Annotated in this window: 17 protein-coding genes; 13 read left to right on the forward strand and 4 right to left on the reverse strand. The window is 73.0% G+C overall.

Features of this window, described 5'->3' with window-relative positions; translation table 11 throughout:
• The first annotated feature begins 100 nt into the window (after positions 1-100).
• From hrcA to ACZ4SW_RS05330, 7 genes are all read left to right on the forward strand, one after another.
• Complete coding sequence (hrcA, locus tag ACZ4SW_RS05300) at positions 101-1,120, forward strand: heat-inducible transcriptional repressor HrcA (protein WP_468238180.1); 1,020 nt, start codon at positions 101-103, stop codon at positions 1,118-1,120.
• Positions 1,121-2,257: a molecular chaperone DnaJ gene (dnaJ, locus tag ACZ4SW_RS05305; protein WP_468238182.1), complete on the forward strand. Its 1,137-nt coding sequence runs from the start codon at positions 1,121-1,123 to the stop codon at positions 2,255-2,257.
• A 180-nt stretch (positions 2,258-2,437) separates the two neighbouring features.
• A complete protein-coding gene (locus tag ACZ4SW_RS05310) occupies positions 2,438-3,511 on the forward strand; it encodes a nitronate monooxygenase (RefSeq protein WP_468238185.1) in 1,074 nt (357 codons plus the stop codon).
• The gene (locus tag ACZ4SW_RS05315; RefSeq protein WP_468238187.1) at positions 3,508-4,254 is read left to right on the forward strand and encodes a 16S rRNA (uracil(1498)-N(3))-methyltransferase; all 747 of its coding nucleotides are present in this window, start codon (positions 3,508-3,510) and stop codon (positions 4,252-4,254) included. The genes ACZ4SW_RS05310 and ACZ4SW_RS05315 overlap by 4 nt, the downstream gene beginning before the upstream one ends.
• Before the next feature lie 34 nt (positions 4,255-4,288).
• Positions 4,289-4,681, forward strand: a complete 393-nt coding sequence (locus ACZ4SW_RS05320) for a VOC family protein (protein WP_468238189.1) — start codon at positions 4,289-4,291, stop codon at positions 4,679-4,681.
• 86 nt (positions 4,682-4,767) lie between these two features.
• On the forward strand, positions 4,768-5,325 hold the full coding sequence (locus ACZ4SW_RS05325; protein WP_468238192.1) for a hypothetical protein: 558 nt from the start codon (positions 4,768-4,770) through the stop codon (positions 5,323-5,325).
• 82 nt (positions 5,326-5,407) lie between these two features.
• Positions 5,408-8,611 carry a S41 family peptidase gene (locus ACZ4SW_RS05330; RefSeq protein WP_468238194.1) on the forward strand — a complete coding sequence of 1,068 codons (3,204 nt, stop codon included), beginning with the start codon at positions 5,408-5,410 and terminating at the stop codon, positions 8,609-8,611.
• An 83-nt stretch (positions 8,612-8,694) separates the two neighbouring features.
• Here the strand turns inward: ACZ4SW_RS05330 and ACZ4SW_RS05335 are convergent, their stop codons facing one another.
• On the reverse strand, positions 8,695-9,702 hold the full coding sequence (locus ACZ4SW_RS05335; RefSeq protein WP_468238197.1) for a DUF1648 domain-containing protein: 1,008 nt from the start codon (positions 9,700-9,702) through the stop codon (positions 8,695-8,697).
• Positions 9,699-10,046 carry a GntR family transcriptional regulator gene (locus ACZ4SW_RS05340; RefSeq protein WP_468238199.1) on the reverse strand — a complete coding sequence of 116 codons (348 nt, stop codon included), beginning with the start codon at positions 10,044-10,046 and terminating at the stop codon, positions 9,699-9,701. Before ACZ4SW_RS05340 ends, ACZ4SW_RS05335 begins: the two co-directional genes overlap by 4 nt.
• Positions 10,047-10,215: 169 nt before the next feature.
• Here ACZ4SW_RS05340 and ACZ4SW_RS05345 point away from each other — a divergent pair, with 169 nt between their 5' ends.
• Genes ACZ4SW_RS05345 through ACZ4SW_RS05355 form a run of 3 tightly spaced genes read left to right on the forward strand, consistent with a single transcriptional unit; the run spans position 10,216 to position 12,494 of the window.
• Positions 10,216-10,569, forward strand: a complete 354-nt coding sequence (locus tag ACZ4SW_RS05345) for a histidine triad nucleotide-binding protein (RefSeq protein ID WP_468238511.1) — start codon at positions 10,216-10,218, stop codon at positions 10,567-10,569.
• Between the two features lie 6 nt (positions 10,570-10,575).
• Entirely contained in the window at positions 10,576-11,481 is a 906-nt protein-coding gene (locus ACZ4SW_RS05350; protein WP_468238201.1) for a ribonuclease Z, read from the forward strand.
• 20 nt (positions 11,482-11,501) lie between these two features.
• On the forward strand, positions 11,502-12,494 hold the full coding sequence (locus ACZ4SW_RS05355; protein WP_468238204.1) for an adenosine deaminase: 993 nt from the start codon (positions 11,502-11,504) through the stop codon (positions 12,492-12,494).
• On the opposite strand, the gene ACZ4SW_RS05360 is transcribed toward ACZ4SW_RS05355, so the two are convergent.
• Together ACZ4SW_RS05360 and ACZ4SW_RS05365 are read right to left on the reverse strand one after the other, a co-directional pair.
• Positions 12,458-13,705, reverse strand: a complete 1,248-nt coding sequence (locus ACZ4SW_RS05360) for an MFS transporter (protein ID WP_468238206.1) — start codon at positions 13,703-13,705, stop codon at positions 12,458-12,460. The genes ACZ4SW_RS05355 and ACZ4SW_RS05360 overlap by 37 nt on opposite strands.
• Positions 13,706-13,903: 198 nt before the next feature.
• Complete coding sequence (locus ACZ4SW_RS05365) at positions 13,904-14,686, reverse strand: IclR family transcriptional regulator (protein WP_468238208.1); 783 nt, start codon at positions 14,684-14,686, stop codon at positions 13,904-13,906.
• A gap of 178 nt (positions 14,687-14,864) precedes the next feature.
• On the opposite strand from ACZ4SW_RS05365, the gene ACZ4SW_RS05370 reads away from it, so the two are divergent.
• From ACZ4SW_RS05370 to ACZ4SW_RS05380, 3 genes are all read left to right on the forward strand, one after another.
• The gene (locus ACZ4SW_RS05370; RefSeq protein WP_468238512.1) at positions 14,865-15,761 is read left to right on the forward strand and encodes a 5-dehydro-4-deoxyglucarate dehydratase; all 897 of its coding nucleotides are present in this window, start codon (positions 14,865-14,867) and stop codon (positions 15,759-15,761) included.
• On the forward strand, positions 15,758-17,053 hold the full coding sequence (locus ACZ4SW_RS05375) for a glucarate dehydratase family protein (RefSeq protein WP_468238210.1): 1,296 nt from the start codon (positions 15,758-15,760) through the stop codon (positions 17,051-17,053). The genes ACZ4SW_RS05370 and ACZ4SW_RS05375 overlap by 4 nt, the downstream gene beginning before the upstream one ends.
• Positions 17,054-17,152: 99 nt before the next feature.
• Positions 17,153-18,268, forward strand: a complete 1,116-nt coding sequence (locus tag ACZ4SW_RS05380; RefSeq protein WP_468238212.1) for a carbohydrate kinase family protein — start codon at positions 17,153-17,155, stop codon at positions 18,266-18,268.
• Positions 18,269-18,377 lie beyond the last annotated feature (109 nt).

Here is an 18,377-nt window from a genome sequence, read left to right on the forward strand (position 1 = left end):
TGTACCCGACAGCCGTACACTGGCCGGGGAATGCTGGCACTCGCAAGCGAAGAGTGCCAGGGGAAGCGCCTAGGGGACACGACCGCTGGAGGTGTGCGCGATGCTCAGTGAACGCAGGCTCGAGGTGCTGCGCGCCATCGTCCAGGACTACGTCGGCACCGAAGAGCCGGTGGGTTCCAAGGCCCTCACCGAGCGGCACAACCTCGGCGTCTCCCCGGCCACCGTCCGCAACGACATGGCCGCGCTGGAGGAGGAGGGGTACATCGCCCAGCCGCACACCAGCGCCGGACGCATTCCCACGGACAAGGGCTACCGCCTCTTCGTCGACAAGCTCGCGGGCGTCAAGCCGATGAGCCTGCCCGAGCGGCGCGCCATCCAGAACTTCCTGGAGGGCGCCGTCGACCTCGACGACGTGGTGGCGCGCACGGTGCGGCTGCTCGCGCAGCTCACGCGGCAGGTCGCCGTGGTGCAGTACCCGTCGCTGACGCGTTCGACCGTGCGTCATGTGGAGCTGCTGTCGATGGCACCCGCGCGTGTGATGCTCGTGCTGATCACGGACACCGGCCGGGTCGAGCAGCGCATGATCGACTGCCCGGCGCCGTTCGGTGAGACGTCGCTCGCGGACCTGCGCGCGCGGCTCAACAGCAGGGTCGCCGGCCGCCGCTTCGCGGACGTCCCGCAACTCGTGCAGGATCTACCCGAGGCGTTCGAGGAGCCGGAGGACCGGAGCACCGTCTCCACGGTGCTCTCCACGCTCCTCGAGACGCTCGTGGAGGAGACCGAGGAGCGGCTGATGATCGGCGGCACCGCGAACCTCACCCGCTTCGCGCACGACTTCCCCCTCACCATCCGCCCCGTCCTGGAGGCGCTGGAGGAGCAGGTGGTGCTCCTCAAACTGCTGGGTGAGGCGAAGGATCCGGCCATGCGGGTGCGTATCGGCCATGAGAACGCGCACGAAGGACTCAACTCCACGTCCATCGTCTCCGTGGGCTACGGTTCGGGCGGCGAGGCAGTAGCGAAACTCGGCGTGGTCGGACCGACCCGCATGGATTACCCCGGAACGATGGGAGCGGTACGAGCGGTGGCACGGTACGTCGGACAGATCCTGGCGGAGTCGTAAGTGGCCACGGACTACTACGCCGTACTCGGCGTGCGCCGCGACGCGTCGCAGGAAGAGATCAAGAAGGCGTTCCGCCGGCTCGCCCGCGAGCTGCACCCGGACGTCAACCCCGATCCCAAGACGCAGGAGCGGTTCAAGGAGATCAACGCCGCGTACGAGGTGCTGTCGGACCCGCAGAAGAAGCAGGTCTACGACCTCGGCGGCGACCCGCTGTCCCAGTCGGGCGGCGCCGGCGCGGGCGGCTTCGGCGCGGGCGGCTTCGGGAACTTCTCCGACATCATGGACGCGTTCTTCGGCACGGCGTCGCAGCGCGGCCCGCGCTCGCGCACCCGCCGGGGCCAGGACGCGATGATCCGGCTCGAGGTGGAGCTGGACGAGGCGGCCTTCGGCACGACGAAGGACATCCAGGTCGACACGGCCGTCGTCTGCAACACCTGCAACGGCGAGGGCGCGGCGCCCGGCACGTCGGCGCAGACGTGCGACATGTGCCGTGGCCGCGGTGAGGTCTCCCAGGTCACGCGGTCCTTCCTGGGCCAGGTCATGACGTCCCGGCCGTGCCCGCAGTGCCAGGGCTTCGGCACGATCGTCCCGAACCCGTGCCCGGAGTGCGCGGGCGACGGGCGGGTGCGCTCGCGCCGGACGCTCACGGTCAAGATCCCGGCCGGTGTCGACAACGGCACGCGCATCCAGCTCGCGGGCGAGGGCGAGGTCGGCCCCGGCGGTGGTCCGGCCGGCGACCTGTACGTCGAGATCCACGAGCTGCCGCACCCGACCTTCCAGCGCCGCGGCGACGACCTGCACTGCACGGTCACCATCCCGATGACGGCGGCGGCCCTCGGCACGAAGGTGCCGCTGGAGACGCTGGACGGCCTGGAGGAGGTCGACATCCGTCCCGGCACGCAGTCCGGTCAGTCGATCCCGCTGCACAACCGCGGTGTCACGCATCTGCGTGGCGGCGGCCGGGGCGACCTGATCGTCCACGTCGAGGTCCAGACGCCGACCAAGCTGGACCCGGAGCAGGAGCGGCTGCTGCGCGAACTGGCCAAGCTGCGCGGCGAGGAACGCCCGCAGGGGCAGTTCCAGCCCGGGCAGCAGGGGTTGTTCTCCAGGCTGAAGGACGCGTTCAACGGGCGCTGAGCCCGTGGCCACCCGGGGGTGGGGCGGAGAGGTGCCCGGTGTCGGTGCCACCGCCCGCTCGACCCCCGGAGGGGCTGGATCCGCCGGCCTTCGCCGCCTCCGTACTGCACTCATTCCCCTGGCGTATGCCACGGGACGGCCGGTTTCGGACTTGTTCAAAGGACGTGACAACATGCCGTCATGTCCTCCCTGACCGATCTCCTCCCGCACCCGATCGTGCAGGCCCCCATGGCCGGCGGCGCCTCCGTGCCGCAGCTCGCCGCCGCCGTGTCCGAGGCCGGAGGCCTGGGGTTCCTCGCCGCCGGGTACAAGACCGCCGACGGGATGTACCAGGAGATCAAGCAGCTCCGCGGGCTGACCCACCGCCCCTTCGGCGTGAACGTCTTCATGCCCCAGCCCGACCATGCCGACCCGGCCGCCGTCGAGGTCTACGCCAACCAGCTCGCCGGCGAGGCCACCTGGTACGAGACCGAGCTGGGCGACCGCGACAGCGGCCGTGACGACGGCTACGACGCCAAACTGGCCGTGCTCCTCGACGACCCGGTCCCGGTGGTCTCCTTCCACTTCGGCGTCCCGGCCCCGGACGTCCTGGACTCCCTGCGCCGCCTGGGAACCCTCACCCTGGTCACCGCGACCACCGCCGAGGAGGCCCTCGCCGTGCAGGAGGCGGGCGCCGACGCGGTGATCGCGCAGGGCATCGAGGCCGGCGGCCACCAGGGCGCCCACCGGAACAGCCGGGAGGACGACGGCTGCGGCGTCGGACTGCTCTCGCTCATCGCCCAGGTCCGCGAGACCGTCACCATCCCGATCGTCGCCGCGGGCGGCATCATGCGCGGCAGCCAGATCGCCGCCGTCCTGGCCGCGGGCGCGAGCGCCGCCCAGCTCGGCACCGCGTTCCTCGCCACCCCCGAGTCCGGCGCCCACCCCCTGCACAAGCAGGCGCTGACCGACCCCCACTTCGTCCGCACGGAGCTGACCCGCGCGTTCTCCGGGCGCCCGGCGCGCGGCCTGGTCAACCGGTTCATGCGTGAGCACGGCCCGTACGCGCCCGCCGCGTACCCCGAGATCCACCACCTCACCTCCCCTCTGCGCAAGGCGGCCGCCAAGGCCGGTGACGCCCAGGGCATGGCGCTGTGGGCGGGGCAGGGGCACCGCCTGGCGCGGGACCTGCCCGCCGGGCGGCTGGTGGAGGTGCTGGCCGCGGAGCTTCAGGAGGCGGCGACAGCGTTGTCGACGGGAGGTGCCGAGCGATGAACGCACCTGTGTTCGTCATCGAGCGACGCGACGTCATCGGCCCGGAGTTCGTGCTCGACGGCCCCGAGGGGCGGCACGCCGTCTCGGTGAAGCGGCTGCGGCCCGGTGAGGACGTCGTCCTCACCGACGGACGCGGCTGGTGGATCGAGGGCGTGGTGAAGGCCGCCGAGGGCAAGGACCGCTTGGTGATCACGGATCTGGAGTCCCACGAGGAGCCCGTGGAGTCTCCCCGCATCACCGTCGTCCAGGCCCTCCCCAAGGGCGACCGCGGTGAACTGGCCGTGGAGACCATGACCGAGGTCGGCGTCGACGCGATCGTCCCCTGGCAGGCCTCCAGGTGCATCACCCAGTGGAAGGGGGACCGCGGGCAGAAGGCGCTCGGCAAGTGGCGGGCCACCGCCCGCGAGGCGGGCAAGCAGTCGCGCCGGCTGCGCTTCCCGGAGGTCGCGGACGCGGCGACCACCAAGCAGGTTGCCGCACTTCTGGCCGAAGCCGACTTCGCCGCGATCCTGCACTCCGACTTCGAGTACGGCAGCGAGCCGCTGGCCACCGCCGAACTCCCCACCGAGGGCGCGATCGTGCTGGTCGTCGGCCCCGAAGGGGGCATCTCACCGGAGGAGTTGACGCTGTTCCGGGAGGCGGGCGCGAAGACGTACGTCCTCGGGCGTAGTGTCCTGCGTACCTCGACCGCCGGTACCGCGGCGGCCGCGCTGCTGCTCGGCCGCACGGGCCGCTGGTCCTGACGCCACGGATCCATCGAGCCACCGGGGGAACGCCATGGAACTCGCCCAAGTACGACTGCTGGTCTCGGACTTCGCCGCCTGCTACCGCTTCTACGCCGACGTCCTCGGCCTCAAGCCCCAGTCGGGCGCGGTGGACGGCCCCTACGAGAAGTTCAGCCCGGCCACCGGCTCCGCGGGCATCGCCCTGCAGGACCGCGCGATGATGGCCGAAGTGCTCGGCGAGCTGGGCGACGAGGCCACGGGCCACCGCTCGCTCGTGGTGCTGCGCGTGGACGACCTGGACGCGTACTGCGCCGAGATCACCTCCCGCGGCGCCACCCTGCTGCACGGCCCGGCCCCCATGACCGACCGCATGCGCGTCGCCCACCTCAAGGACCCCGAAGGCAACCTGGTGGAGCTTCAGCAGTGGCTCCTGCTGCGCGGCTGACGGCGCGCGGAGAGGGTGACGGCGAGGCGCTCACGTGACCGTATGCGCTCTACCGTCGCCGCCGCGCAAGTGGCACGCTGCCCTTCATGGGGGCATTGCGGCGCATCGGGCGACGGCCCGGGTTACGGCGGTTCGCCGGGGTCACCGGCCTGGCAGTGGTGGCCGTGGGCGGAGCCGTGGCCTGCCAGCCCGGTGATCTCAGCTCCGCGTCGGTGGCGTACACCACGGACCGGGCCGCCACCGAGGAACTGCAGCGGCAGCATGTGAAGGTGCGCTGGCTGAGCTGCTCGGGCGACTACGGCAGCAGGGCCGGCACGTCCGGTACGGCGCCCTCGGCGAGCGAGACCGCCGTCGTCACCGTCGACTGCAAGGGACAGACGGACGACGGCAAGGACATCACCGTCAAGGGCCGGGTCACCCGCGCCGTGGACGGCAAGTGCGTCCGCGGAGACCTCAGGGCCACCGTGGGCGGCAAGGAGTTGTTCCACGTCAGCGGCCTCGGCAACTGCCAGGGCAGCACGCCCAGCCCGCCCGCCGGCAACCCGACCGGACCCGGGCGGCCCGGGCCCACGGTCACGGTCACCGTCACCAGGACCATCTGGTGCCAGGGCGACCCCACCTGCTGGCCGGTCCAGGGCAAGTGACGGGCGCACAAGCCGCGGGCACGACGCAGGTAAGCGGGAAGACCCCCTGTTCGGGACAGCGGTTGCTGCTTAGGGTGACCTGGTGACTCAGTCCACATCGCCCGCGTATCTCCGGTTCCCGCATCTGCACGGCGAGTTGGTCGCCTTCACCGCCGAGGACGACGTCTGGGTCGCCCCACTCGACGGCGGCCGCGCCTGGCGGGTCAGCGCCGACAACATACCGGTCAACCACCCGCGCATCTCCCCGGACGGCACGACCGTCGCCTGGACCTCCACCCGCGACGGCGCCCCCGAGGTGCACATCGCGCCGATCGACGGCGGACCCGCCAAGCGCCTCACCCATTGGGGAAGCGCGAAGACCCAGGTGCGCGGCTGGACCCCCGACGGGGACGTGCTCGCGCTCAGCGCGGTCGGCCAGGCCTCCTTCCGCCGCACCTGGGCGCACGCCGTACCGCTCGACGGAGGACCGGCGGCCACGCTGCCGTACGGGCCGGTCGGCGAGGTCGCGTACGGACCGCACACCGTGCTGCTGTCCGCCGGGGCCCGCGAGGCCGCCCTCTGGAAGCGGTACCGGGGCGGCACGGCCGGCAAGCTGTGGATCGACCGCGAGGGCGACGGCGAGTTCGTACGCCTGCACGAGGACCTGGACGGCAACATCGAGTACCCGTCGTGGGTGGGGGACCGCATCGCCTTCCTCTGTGACCACGAGGGCGTCGGGGCGCTGTACTCCTCCCTCGCCGACGGCTCCGACCTGCGACGGCACACGCCCCTCGACGGTTTCTACGCCCGCCAGGCGGCCACCGACGGCACCCGGGTCGTGTACTCCTCGGCCGGCCGGCTGTGGATCCTCGACGACCTCGACGGCGCCGAGCCCAGGCCGCTCGACATCCGGCTCGGCGGGCAGCGCGTGGACCTCCAGCCGTATCCGGTCGACGCCTCCCGCTGGTTCGGGGCCGCCTCGCCCGACCACACCGGGCGCGGCAGCGCCGTCTCGGTGCGCGGCGCCGTCCACTGGGTCACCCACCGCTCGGGGCCGGCCCGCGCGCTCGCCGCCGAGCACGGCGTGCGCGCCCGGCTGCCGCACACCTTCCGCGCGGACGGCGAGGAGTGGGTGGTGTGGGTGACGGACGCGGAGGGCGACGACGCGCTGGAGTTCGCGCCCGCCACCGGCCTCGCTCCCGGCGCCACCCCGCGACGGCTCGCCTCCGGGCGGCTCGGACGGGTGCTGGGGCTCGCGGTGTCGCCCGACGGCAGCAAGGTCGCCGTCGCCGCGCACGACGGGCGGGTGCTGCTCGTCGAACGGGACAGCGGCGAGGTGCGCGAGATCGACCGCAGCGAGGACGGCGAGGTCAGCGGGCTCGTGTTCTCCCCCGACTCGGCGTGGCTGGCCTGGTCGCACCCCGGGCCGCGCCCGCTGCGCCACCTCAAGCTCGCCAACACAGCCGACCTGTCGGTGACCGAGGCGACCCCGCTGAGGTTCCGGGACTACGCGCCCGCGTTCACCCTCGACGGCAGGCATCTCGCGTTCCTCTCGGCGCGCTCCTTCGACCCGGTGTACGACGAGCACGTCTTCGACCTCGCCTTCGTGGGCGGCTCCCGGCCGCATCTGATCACGCTCGCCGCGACCACGCCGTCCCCGTTCGGGCCGCAACGGCACGGCCGCCCCTTCGAGGCACCCGACAAGGACGAGACGCCCGACAGCGAGGGCGCGCCCACCACCCGCATCGACCTGGAGGGCCTCGCCGACCGGATCGTGCCGTTCCCCGTGGAGGCGGCGCGCTACTCCGGGCTGCGGGCCGCCAAGGACGGGGTGCTGTGGCTGCGGCACCCGGTGCGCGGCGTCCTCGGCGCCTCCCGCGCCACACCCGACGATCCCGACCCCAAGAGCGAGCTGGAGCGGTACGACCTCGTCCAGCAGCGCATCGAGCACCTCGCTTCGGACGCCGACCACTTCACGGTCAGCGGCGACGGCAAGCGGGTGCTGCTGTGGACCGACGGCAAGCTCAAGGTCGTCCCGAGCGACCGGCGCGCCCCGAACGACGACGACAGCGACGCAAACATCACCGTCGACCTCTCGCGCGTACGGCAGACCGTCGATCCGGCGGCCGAGTGGCGGCAGATGTTCGACGAGACCGGCCGGATCATGCGGGACAACTTCTGGCGGCCCGACCTGGGCGGCGTCGACTGGGACGGCGTACTGGACCGCTACCGGCCGGTGCTCGAGCGGGTCGCCACCCACGACGACCTCGTGGACCTGCTGTGGGAGGTGCAGGGCGAACTGGGCACCTCGCACGCGTACGTCCTTCCCCACGGCTACGGCCCGGGCGCCGACCGGCGGCAGGGACTGCTCGGCGCCGACATCTCCCGGCACGAGGACGGGAGTTGGCGCATCGACCGGGTGCTGCCGTCGGAGACCTCCGACCCCGAGGCCCAGGCGCCGCTGGCCGCGCCGGGAGTGGCGATACGGGCCGGAGACGCGATCGTCGCGGTCGGCGGGCGGCCGGTGGATCCGGTGACCGGGCCCGGGCCGCTGCTGGTGGGGACGGCCGGGAAACCGGTGGAGCTGACGGTCTCGCCGGCGGGCGGAGGCGACCTGCGGCACGCGGTGGTCGTCCCGATCGCGGACGAGGAGCCCCTGCGGTACCACGCCTGGGTGGCGGACCGTCGGGCGTATGTGCACGAGAGGTCCGGCGGGCGGCTCGGCTATCTGCACGTGCCCGACATGGTGGGTTACGGATGGGCCCAGCTCCACCGCGACCTGCGGATCGAGGTCGCGCGGGAGGGCCTGGTCGTGGACGTCCGGGAGAACCGGGGCGGCCACACCTCCCAGCTCGTCGTGGAGAAGCTGGCGCGGCGGATCGTGGGCTGGGACCTGCCGCGCGGGCTACGGCCGTACAGCTACCCGGAGGACGCGCCGCGCGGACCCGTCGTCGCGGTCGCCAACGAGTTCTCCGGCTCGGACGGCGACATCGTCAACGCGGCGGTCAAGGCGCTCGGCATCGGGCCGGTCGTCGGGACGCGGACGTGGGGCGGCGTCATCGGGATCGACAGCAAGTACCGGCTGGTCGACGGAACGCTGGTGACCCAGCCGAAGTACGCGTTCTGGCTGGAGGGGTACGGGTGGGGGGTGGAGAACCACGGGGTCGATCCCGACGTCGAGGTGATCCAGGCCCCGCAGGACCACGCGGCGGGCCGCGACACGCAGTTGGACGAGGCGATCCGCCTGGCCCTTGCAGCACTGGAGGAACACCCGGCCAAACGGCCCCCGGAGCTGCCGGCGCTGTGATTCGCCGCTCCGCGACGGCGATTCCGGCCCGCTCGCGAGTGTTCCCCCCGTCGACGGCGGAGAACACCCGCGAGCGGGGGCGTTCAGGCCGGCCTGTGCGCGTTCAGTGCGTTCAGCAGAGCGGCGCCGCGCTCGGCGTCGTCGACGCTGACGGCGAACTCGTGTCGCCTGCCCCGTGCGCGGATGACGAGACATTCTCCGCTGCGCAGCATGACCGTGGTGCCGAGACCGCTCAGCCGGTAGCCCCAGCCGCCGACCTGTGCCGGCGTGCGGGTCTCGGCGCGGGCGGATTCGACGTCCGTGACCGCCCAGCGTCGCACGGGCCAGCCGAGCGGACCGAACGCCACCTCCAGACCCCGCTCCGACACGCGCGCCTGCACCGCCGCGCAGCCGCTCAGCACGAGGGACGCGAGCGCGCAGGGGACGAACAGGCCCCATACCGACCCGGGCCCGGCGAGGCCGCTGATGAGGGCGACGACGGCTGCCACGGCCACCAGGCCGGTCGCGGCGGCCAGGAGGTGCAGCCAGGGGTTGGAGGTGCGGGAGAACCACACCAGGCGCTGTCCCTCGGGGATCTCCAGAGCCGGTTCCCCCCGGCTCGGCTCTGAGGGAGCGGCAGCGGGCCGTCCGCGCGTGCCGAGCAGTCGTCCGGCGACTCCGGCGACCATCGCCGCCGCGACGGTCGCGATGATCCACGAAGTCGGCTGACGGGCCTGATGCCAGTCCGCGTGGTCGAGGTTCGCGCGGACGACGGACGCCTGTGCGCCGCCGAGCAGGACACCCCCGAACAGCAGCCCGGCGGCGGTCCACGGTCGCGCCGCCGCACGCGTGGCGTCCTCGGCCCGTCGTAGGGCCAGGAACACGGTCGCTGCCAGGACCAGCCAGATCAGCATCGGGAAGAGGGAGGCGGCCCACAGGGGCATCGAACCGTCGGGCGCGCTGTGTCCCAGGCGACTCCAGTGGGTGGCCATCCGGTCCGGCAGCCGTCCGCTCGCCACCCAGGGCAGCGCGGCGATCAGAACCGCGGTGCCCGCTGTCCACGCCATGACGCCCCAGCGCTCACCACGCGCCGACCGCGTACGGTCCTTCACGGTATCCCCCTGATCATCTCGACTAGATCGGTTCTGCTGTAGCCCAGGCGCGCCGCCTCGGCCACCAGCGCGTGCACCCGGCCCAGCAGCCCGGACCTTTGGTCGGCGCCTTCGGCCACGGTCACCCCCCGGCCCCTGCGGAACTCCAGCAGGCCCTCGTCCCGGAGGCTGCGCAGGCCGCGCAGAACCGTGTTGGAGTTGATGTCCAGTGCCTCGGAGAGCTCACGTGCCGACGGCAGGCGGTCCCCCGGTCGGCATTCCCCCTCGGCGATGGCGCGCCGGATGGCGCCTGCCACCTGCTCGTGCAGCGGGCGGGTGTCCTTCTTGTCCAAACGCAACAGCATGGTGCTATTGAAGCTAGCACCATGCATTCGATCGTGGAAGATGGCACGGCACCGCGTCGCCCCCGGAGCGCCCGTCGCGTTCGCGGGGCGCGCCCTGCTGGGGCGGCCGGGCGGGCACGGCCGATACGATGCCGCCGTCGTGGTCAGTCTTACCGAGGAGGGCACGCACATGGCGGGAGAGCCGCAGGACGACTGCCTGTTCTGCAAGATCGTCGCGGGGCGGATCCCGGCGACGATCGTCCGGGAGACCGACACCACCGTCGCCTTCCAGGACATCAACCCCCAGGCGCCGACCCACGTGCTGGTCATCCCCCGGGTCCACCACCGGGACATCGCCGCCCTCGCCGCCGCCGAACCGGCCATCACCGCCGACCTGCTCCGCGAGGCCGGAGAGGTCGCCGCGCAGGAGAAGCTCGACAGCTACCGCGTCGTCTTCAACACGGGCAGCGGCGCCGGCCAGACCGTCTGGCACGCGCACGCCCACGTCCTGGGCGGCCGCGGCCTGCAGTGGCCCCCCGGGTAAGGCGCGATGTCCGTACGCGAACTGGTCGTCCTCGGCACCGCCAGTCAGGTCCCGACCCGGCACCGCAACCACAACGGCTACCTGCTGCGCTGGGACGGCGAGGGCATCCTCTTCGACCCCGGCGAGGGCACCCAGCGCCAGATGCTGCGCGCCGGGGTCGCCGCCCACGACCTGCACCGGATCTGCGTCACGCACTTCCACGGTGACCACTCGCTGGGGCTCGCCGGCGTCATCCAGCGGATCAACCTCGACCAGGTGCCGCACCGGATCACCGCGCACTTCCCGAAGTCGGGCCGCCGGTTCTTCGAACGGCTGCGCTATGCGACGGCGTACCGCGAGACCGTCTCGCTGGCCGAGGCGCCAGTCGACGCGGACGGGCCCCTCGCGGTCACTCCCGCGTACACCCTTCAGGCCCGCCGGCTCTCGCACCCCGTCGAGTCCTACGGCTACCGGCTCGTCGAGCCCGACGGGCGCCGCATGCTGCCCGAGCGACTCGCCGCGCACGGCATCCAGGGGCCCGACGTGGGGCGGATGCAGCGGGAGGGCTCCCTGCGCGGCGTGTCGCTGGAGGAGGTCAGCGAGGTGCGGCGCGGGCAGCGGTTCGCGTTCGTCATGGACACCCGCCTGTGCGACGGCGTGTACGCGCTCGCCGACGGCTGCGACATGCTCGTCATCGAGTCGACCTTCCTCGACGAGGACGCCGGACTCGCCGCGGAGCACGGCCACTTGACCGCGGGGCAGGCCGGGCGCGTCGCCGCCGACGCAGGGGTGCGCCACCTCGTCCTGACCCACTTCAGTCAGCGGTACACGGAACCCGACGACTTCGAAAGGCAGGCGCGGGAGGCCGGGTTCCAGGGCGAGCTGACGGTGGCGCACGACCTGATGCGGGTGCCGGTTCCGAAACGGCGGTAAAACACCCGTACGATGCTTCGATGCCCCTCCCGAAAGCTGAACTGCACCTCCATATCGAAGGCACCCTGGAGCCCGAGCTGGCGTTCGAGCTGGCCGCGCGCAACGGCGTGAAGCTGCCCTACGCCGACACCGGCGAGCTGCGCGCCGCCTACGCCTTCGAGGACCTCCAGTCGTTCCTGAACCTGTACTACGAGCTGATGGCCGTCCTGCGCACCGAGCAGGACTTCGAGGACCTCGCGAACGCCTATCTCGCGCGCGCCGCCGCGCAGGGCGTGCGGCACGCCGAGATCTTCTTCGACCCGCAGGCCCACACCGCCCGCGGCGTGGACATGGGCACGGTGGTGGAGGGCCTGTGGCGCGCACTCGGCAGCAGCGAGCGCAACCACGGTGTCTCCACCCAGCTCATCATGTGCTTCCTGCGGGACGAGTCCGCCGACTCGGCCATGGAGACCCTTCAGGCGGCGCGGCCGTACCTCGACCGGATCACCGGTGTCGGTCTCGACTCCGCCGAGGTCGGACATCCGCCGGTCAAGTTCCGCGAGGTGTACGAGGCGGCCGCCGCCCTGGGCCTCAGGCGGGTGGCGCACGCCGGTGAGGAGGGGCCGCCGGAGTACATCACCGAGGCCCTCGACGTGCTCGGTGTCGAGCGCGTCGACCACGGGCTGCGCTGCATGGAGGACCCGGCGCTGGTGGAGCGGCTCGTGAGGGAGCGGGTCCCGCTGACCCTGTGCCCTCTGTCCAACGTCCGCCTGCGTGCCGTCGGCACCCTGGCGGAGCACCCCCTGCCGGCCATGCTCGACGCCGGGCTGCTGTGCACCGTCAACTCCGACGACCCCGCCTACTTCGGCGGCTACGCCGGCGACAACTTCGACGCCGTCCGCACGTCCCTGGGGCTCGGCGAGGACCGGCTGCGCGAGCTGGCCCGCAACTCCTTCCTCGCCTCCTTCCTGGAGCACGACGAGGAGCGGCGGGCGCGCTACCTCGCCGAGGTGGACGCGTACGCGTTCCCGTAGGCGTCGGGTACGTCCACGACCGGTGCTCCCCCGAACTCCTCGAGCAGGACGGGCCCCCGGCCCCGGCGCACCGGTCCCAGCCGCAGTGTGCGGCCCCCGGTGTGCAGGGCGACCGCGGCCAGCGGGAGAGCCATCGCGAGCAGGCCGGTGGCGAGGATCGCGCCCATCGCGGGGAAGCCCGCCCGCGCGGACAGCACACTGCCGATGAGGGGGCCCGCCGCCGTGCCGAGCGAGGACGCGGAGCCGACGAGGACCGCCCACCGGCCGCGTCCGTCGAGGGAGGCGGCGAGGCCGATCAGATACGACAGCACGATCGGGTAGAGCGTGTTCCAGGCGATCTCGCCGGTGGCGAAGGTGCCGAGGCCGGTGGCGGACGCGCTGACCGCGATGCAGCCGGCGATGAGCGCGGTGCCCGCGCCGATGGGAAGCGCACGGCCGAGGCGGGGGCCGAGCGCGCCCGCGGCCAGTACGCCGAGCAGCCCGGCGCCGAGCGCGACGGCGAAGACCACGCCGACGGTGACCTCCGTCAGGTGCGCCTGGGTGAGGCCGATGCGTCCGCTCACGCCCCACAGGGAGTTCTGGGCGAGGGACCAGCACAGGATGCCGGCGGACAGGACCAGACCGGAGCGCGGGTGGGGCAGCCGGCCGCCGTCGCGGGTGGCCGCGGCGGCCGGGCCGTCGGAGGTGAGGCGACCGGTCGCGGGCCACACCAGCAGCGCGGTGAGCGCGATCGCGGCGAGCGGCAGGCCGTGGCCCGGGCCGAGGTGCGGGACCGTCAGATAGACGGCGCCCGCGAGCGCGGAGACCCCGAGCAGGCCGAGCGTGGAGGCGCGGTGGGGATCGCGATGGGCCGCGATGCCGGTCGCGGCGACGGTGGTGACCGTCCCCGAGCCGAACCCGCCGACGACCGCCCCGGTGACGACCACGGGGATGCTGTGGCTGAGGGCGGCCGTGCCGTAGCCGACGGCGGCGCACAGGAGCCCGGCGCGGGCGAGGCGGCGGGGGCCGATGCGCCGGACGTGCGCGGCGAGCAGAAAGCCCGCGGTGGCCGAACTCAGCAGCAGGGCACTGCCGATGGAACCGGCCTCGGTCGCGGAGAGCGGAAGACCGGAGTCGAGCCTGCCGACGGTGGTGGGCAGCAGGTAGGAGGCCAGGTAGCCGGCCGTGAAAAGGGCGACGAGGGGCCAGGGCGGGGCGGTGCGGGAGGACACGGGCGTTCCAGGGCGTGCGAAAAGAGCGGCTCAGAAAGGGGGGTGGGGCGCCGTCCGTCGAACGACAGGACCGTGCAGGGAATTTGTATCAAGCACGCGGTTCGGGAAGAAGCGCAGTGTGTGTGATGTGGACCACTTTCGAGTTTGATCCTGGTGGGGTCGGGTAAGAGCGTGCGCCCTCTTGGTCGTCCGCCGCCCTCAGCGCCAGTGCGGAGCGCCCGCGCCGCCCACCGGGATGCCTTCGATCCTGGCCCGGATCTCCCGCATCACCGCGACGATCCGCTCCTCGTGACCGGGCGTCAGCCGGGCCACCGGCACCGAACAGCTGATCGCGTCCTGTGCCGGGGTGTCGTAGCGCAGGGCGAAGCCGAAGCCCACGATGCCGACGACGCTCTCCTCCCGGTCGACGGAATGGCCCCGCTCCCGCGTCGCGGCGAGGTCCGCGAGCAGCGACTCCCGCGTCGTGTGGGTGTGGGGTGTCAAGGGCGCGAACGGGCCCTGCGGCACCGCCTCGTCCGGCCGTTCCGCCAGCAGCGCCTTGCCGAGCGCGCCCGCGTGTGCGGGCAGTCTCCGGCCCACGCGGCTGATCGTGCGCAGGTATTCGTGCGACTCGCGCGTCGCGAGGTACGCCACGTCCGTGCCGTCCAGCCGTCCCAGGTGGATCGTCTCGCCGAGCGCCTCGGACGCCTCGTCCAGATAGGGGCGGACGATGCGGACGCGGGGGTCGGAGTCCAGGTAGCTCGTCCCCGTCAGCAGCGCGTGGATGCCGATGCCGTAGAGCGAGCCGGTGACGTCCGTCCGCACCCAGCCCCGCGAGATCAGGGTCTGCAGCAGGGCGTACATCGAGCTGCGCGGGATGCCGAGTTCGTCCGCGAGCTCCTGCAGGCGTGCCGGACGGTCGCCGCGCGCGGCGAGCACCTCGAGCAGTTCCACCGTGCGCGCGGCCGACTTCACCTCGCGGACGCCCCCTGTGTCGGACATGCGGCGATGGTAATGCGGCGGGCGGCGCGGCTCTCCGGTCCCGGCGCGGGGCATTGACGGTCTCCGTTCGTCTATCTAACCTTCATCTTCATACGTGGATGGCATCCAGATGGGGAGATGAGCCAGGGTGAGCGGCGGTTCGGGTACGGAGGCCGTGGCACGGCGGCTGCGGGACGGCATGGCGCGCGGGGTCCTGTCCTTCCCGCTCACCAGCTTCCACCAGGACGGCTCCCTCGATCTCGAGGGCTTCCGCGCCCATGTCACGGCACAGCTCGCCACCGGCCCCGGCGCCGTCTTCCCCGCGTGCGGCACCGGCGAGTTCTTCTCCCTGGACGAGGAGGAGTACGGGCAGGTCGTCGCCGCCGCGGTGGAGGCGGCCGACGGCCGCGTGCCCGTCGTCGCCGGCATCGGATACGGCTGGGCGCAGGCCGTACGGTTCGCGCGCATCGCCGAGGACGCGGGCGCCGACGCCCTGCTCGTCCTGCCCCACTACCTGGTCGCCGCCCCGCAGGACGGGCTCGTCGCCCAGCTCGAACACATCGCCGCCCGCACCCGGCTGCCGCTGATCGCCTACCAGCGCGGTCAGGTCGCCTACGGCCTTCAGGCGTTCCGGCGCATCACCCGGATCCCCGGCGTCATCGGCCTCAAGGACGGCCACAGCGACCTCGACCGGCTGCAACGGCTCACCCTCGCCGCACCCGAGGGCTTCCTGTTCTTCAACGGCGCCGCCACCGCGGAGGTCCAGGCCCGCGCGTACGCCGCCGTGGGCGTCCCGGCCTACTCCTCCGCCGTCCACGCCTTCGCGCCCGAGATCGCGGACGCCTTCTTCACCGCGCTGCACGCCGGCGACGACGCCGCGGTGGACACGCTGCTGCGCGACTTCTACGTCCCGTTCGTCGCACTGCGCGACCGGGTGCCCGGATACGCCGTGTCGCTGGTCAAGGCCGCCGCCCGGCTGCGCGGCCGCCCCGTGGGGCCCGTGCGCGCCCCGCTCACCGAGCCGTCGGCCGGAGACCTGGCCGACCTCAAGGACCTGCTGACCGCCGGACTCGACCTCGTAGGAGCCGCCCTGTGACCCGCGATCTGACCGTCTCCGAGGTACGGCTGACCCCGATCCTGGTCGCCGACCCGCCCCTGCTGAACACCCAGGGCGTCCACCAGCCGTACACGCCCCGGCTGATCGTGGAGGTGGTCACCGCCGACGGGACCGGCGGGATCGGCGAGACGTACGGCGACACCAAGTACCTGGAGCTCGCCCGGCCCCTCGCCGACAAACTGGTCGGCCGCCAGGTGTCCGACCTGAACGGGCTGTTCGCGATGGCCGAGGAGGTGGCCGTCGACGGCTCCCGGGCCTCCGACCGGCTCGACGTCGGCGGGCTGCGCGGCGTCCAGACGACCGACAAGCTGCGCCTGTCCGTCCTGTCCGCCTTCGAGGTCGCCTGCCTCGACGCGCTCGGCAAGGCGCTCGGGCTGCCCGTGCACGCGCTGCTCGGCGGCAAGTTGCGCGACGAGGTCGAGTACAGCGCCTACCTGTTCTACAAGTGGGCAGGCCACCCCGAGGGCGTGGCGGGCGAGCAGGACGACTGGGGAGCCGCGCTCGACCCGGAGGGCGTCGTCGCGCAGGCGCGGCGGTTCAAGGAGCGGTACGGCTTCACGTCCTTCAAGCTCAAGGGCGGCGTGTTCCCGCCGGATCAGGAGATCGCCGCGGTCCGCGCCCTCGCCGAGGCGTTCCCCGGGCATCCGCTGCGCCTGGACCCCAACGGCGCCTGGTCGGTGGAGACCTCGGTGAAGGTGGCCGAGGAACTGCGCGACGTCCTCGAGTACCTGGAGGACCCCGCCCTCGGCACGCCCGCCATGGCCGAGATCGCCGCGCGGACCGGAATCCCGCTCGCCACCAACATGTGCGTGACCACGTTCGACGAGATCAAGGAGGCGTTCACGCGGGGCGCCGTGCAGGTGGTGCTCTCCGACCACCACTACTGGGGCGGGCTGCGCAACACACGCGAACTCGCCGCGATCTGCCGCGCGTTCGGGGTCGGGGTGTCCATGCACTCCAACACCCACCTCGGCATCTCCCTGGCCGCGATGACCCAGGTGGCCTCGACCGTGCCGGGCCTGCACCACGCCTGCGACACCCACTACCCCTGGCAGTCCGAGGACGTCATCACCGAGCGCATCGGCTTCACCTCGGGCCGGGTCGCCGTGTCCGACGCGCCCGGGCTCGGCGTGACACTGGACCGCGACCGGCTGGCCGCGCTGCACGAGCGCTGGCTCGCCGACGACGGCGGCCTGCGCGACCGCGACGACGAGGCGGCCATGCGGGCCGCGGACCCCGGCTGGGTCACGCCCACGGTCCCCCGCTGGTAATCGGTGCCGCGGCACCGGCCGCCCGCACGGGTGACCGGCACCGCCCGACGGGACGCTTGGTGCACACTGGCTGGACCAGCACACGCCAGGGAGTGCACCGTGACCGCGTCCATCGGAGAGGGACCACACCGCCACCACGCCCACGTCGACCCCCTTGCCGCGCAGCGCGCGCCCGGCGACCCGCCCTGGGACGTCTACCTCACGGGAACCGTGTTCCTCGACATCATCTTCACCGGCCTCGACTCCGCCCCGGTACGCGGCACCGAGTCGTGGGCGCGGGGGATGGGGTCGAGCCCCGGCGGCGTCGCCAACATGGCCACCGCGCTGGCCCGCCTCGGCCTGCGGACGTGCCTGGCGGCGGCCTTCGGTGACGACCACTACGGCGAGTACTGCTGGGACGAGTTGGCGGAGGGCGAGGGCATCGACCTCTCGCCGTCCCGCAAGGTCCCCGGCTGGCACTCCCCGGTCACGGTCTCCATGGCGTACGAGGGCGAGCGGACCATGGTCTCCCACGGCCACGAGCCGCCCCCGGAGGAGCCGGCCCCGGACCACCCGCCGCGCGCCCGGGCGGCGGTCGCCTCGCTGACACCGGGCCGGCGGGAGCCGTGGATCGCGGAGGCCGCGAAGCAGGGCACGCGGATCTTCGCCGACGTGGGGTGGGACGAGACCGGGGCCTGGGATCCGGCGGGGCTGGCCGACCTCGAACACTGCGAGGCGTTCCTCCCGAACGCCGAGGAGGCCATGCGGTACACGCGCACCGACTGCCCGCGCGCGGCCGCGCACGCGCTCACCGAGTACGTGCCGCTGGCCGTGGTCACCCTCGGCGCGGAGGGGGCGTACGCCGTGGACGGGCGCACCGGGGAGAGCGCGGGCGTGCCCGCGATCGCCGTGGAGGCGCTGGACCCCACGGGGGCGGGCGACGTCTTCGTGGCGGGTTTCGTGACCGGCACGCTGGCGGAGTGGCCGCTGGCCGACCGCCTCGCCTTCGCGGGGCTGACGGCGGCGCTGTCCGTCCAGGAGTTCGGCGGCTCGCTCTCGGCGCCCGACTGGTCGGAGATCGGGTCGTGGTGGCGCAAGGTCCAGTCCTACGAGAGCCAGGACCCGGCGGCCCTGACCCGCTACGCGTTCCTGGAGGGCCTGGTGCCGGAGGAGGACGTGGAGGCGTGGCCCCGCCGCCGGGCGGTCCCGACGATCGGCTTCCGCCGGCCGGGGTGACGCACGCCGGGGGCCGCGCGAGATGCGTTGCGCCCCCGCCGCCCCCACCCTCCCCGACCTCCACGGGCTCCGCCCCTCGACCCCGCCAAGGGGGCTCCGCCCCCTGGCA

The sequence above is a fragment of the Streptomyces sp. NPDC028331 genome, assembly GCF_055565775.1.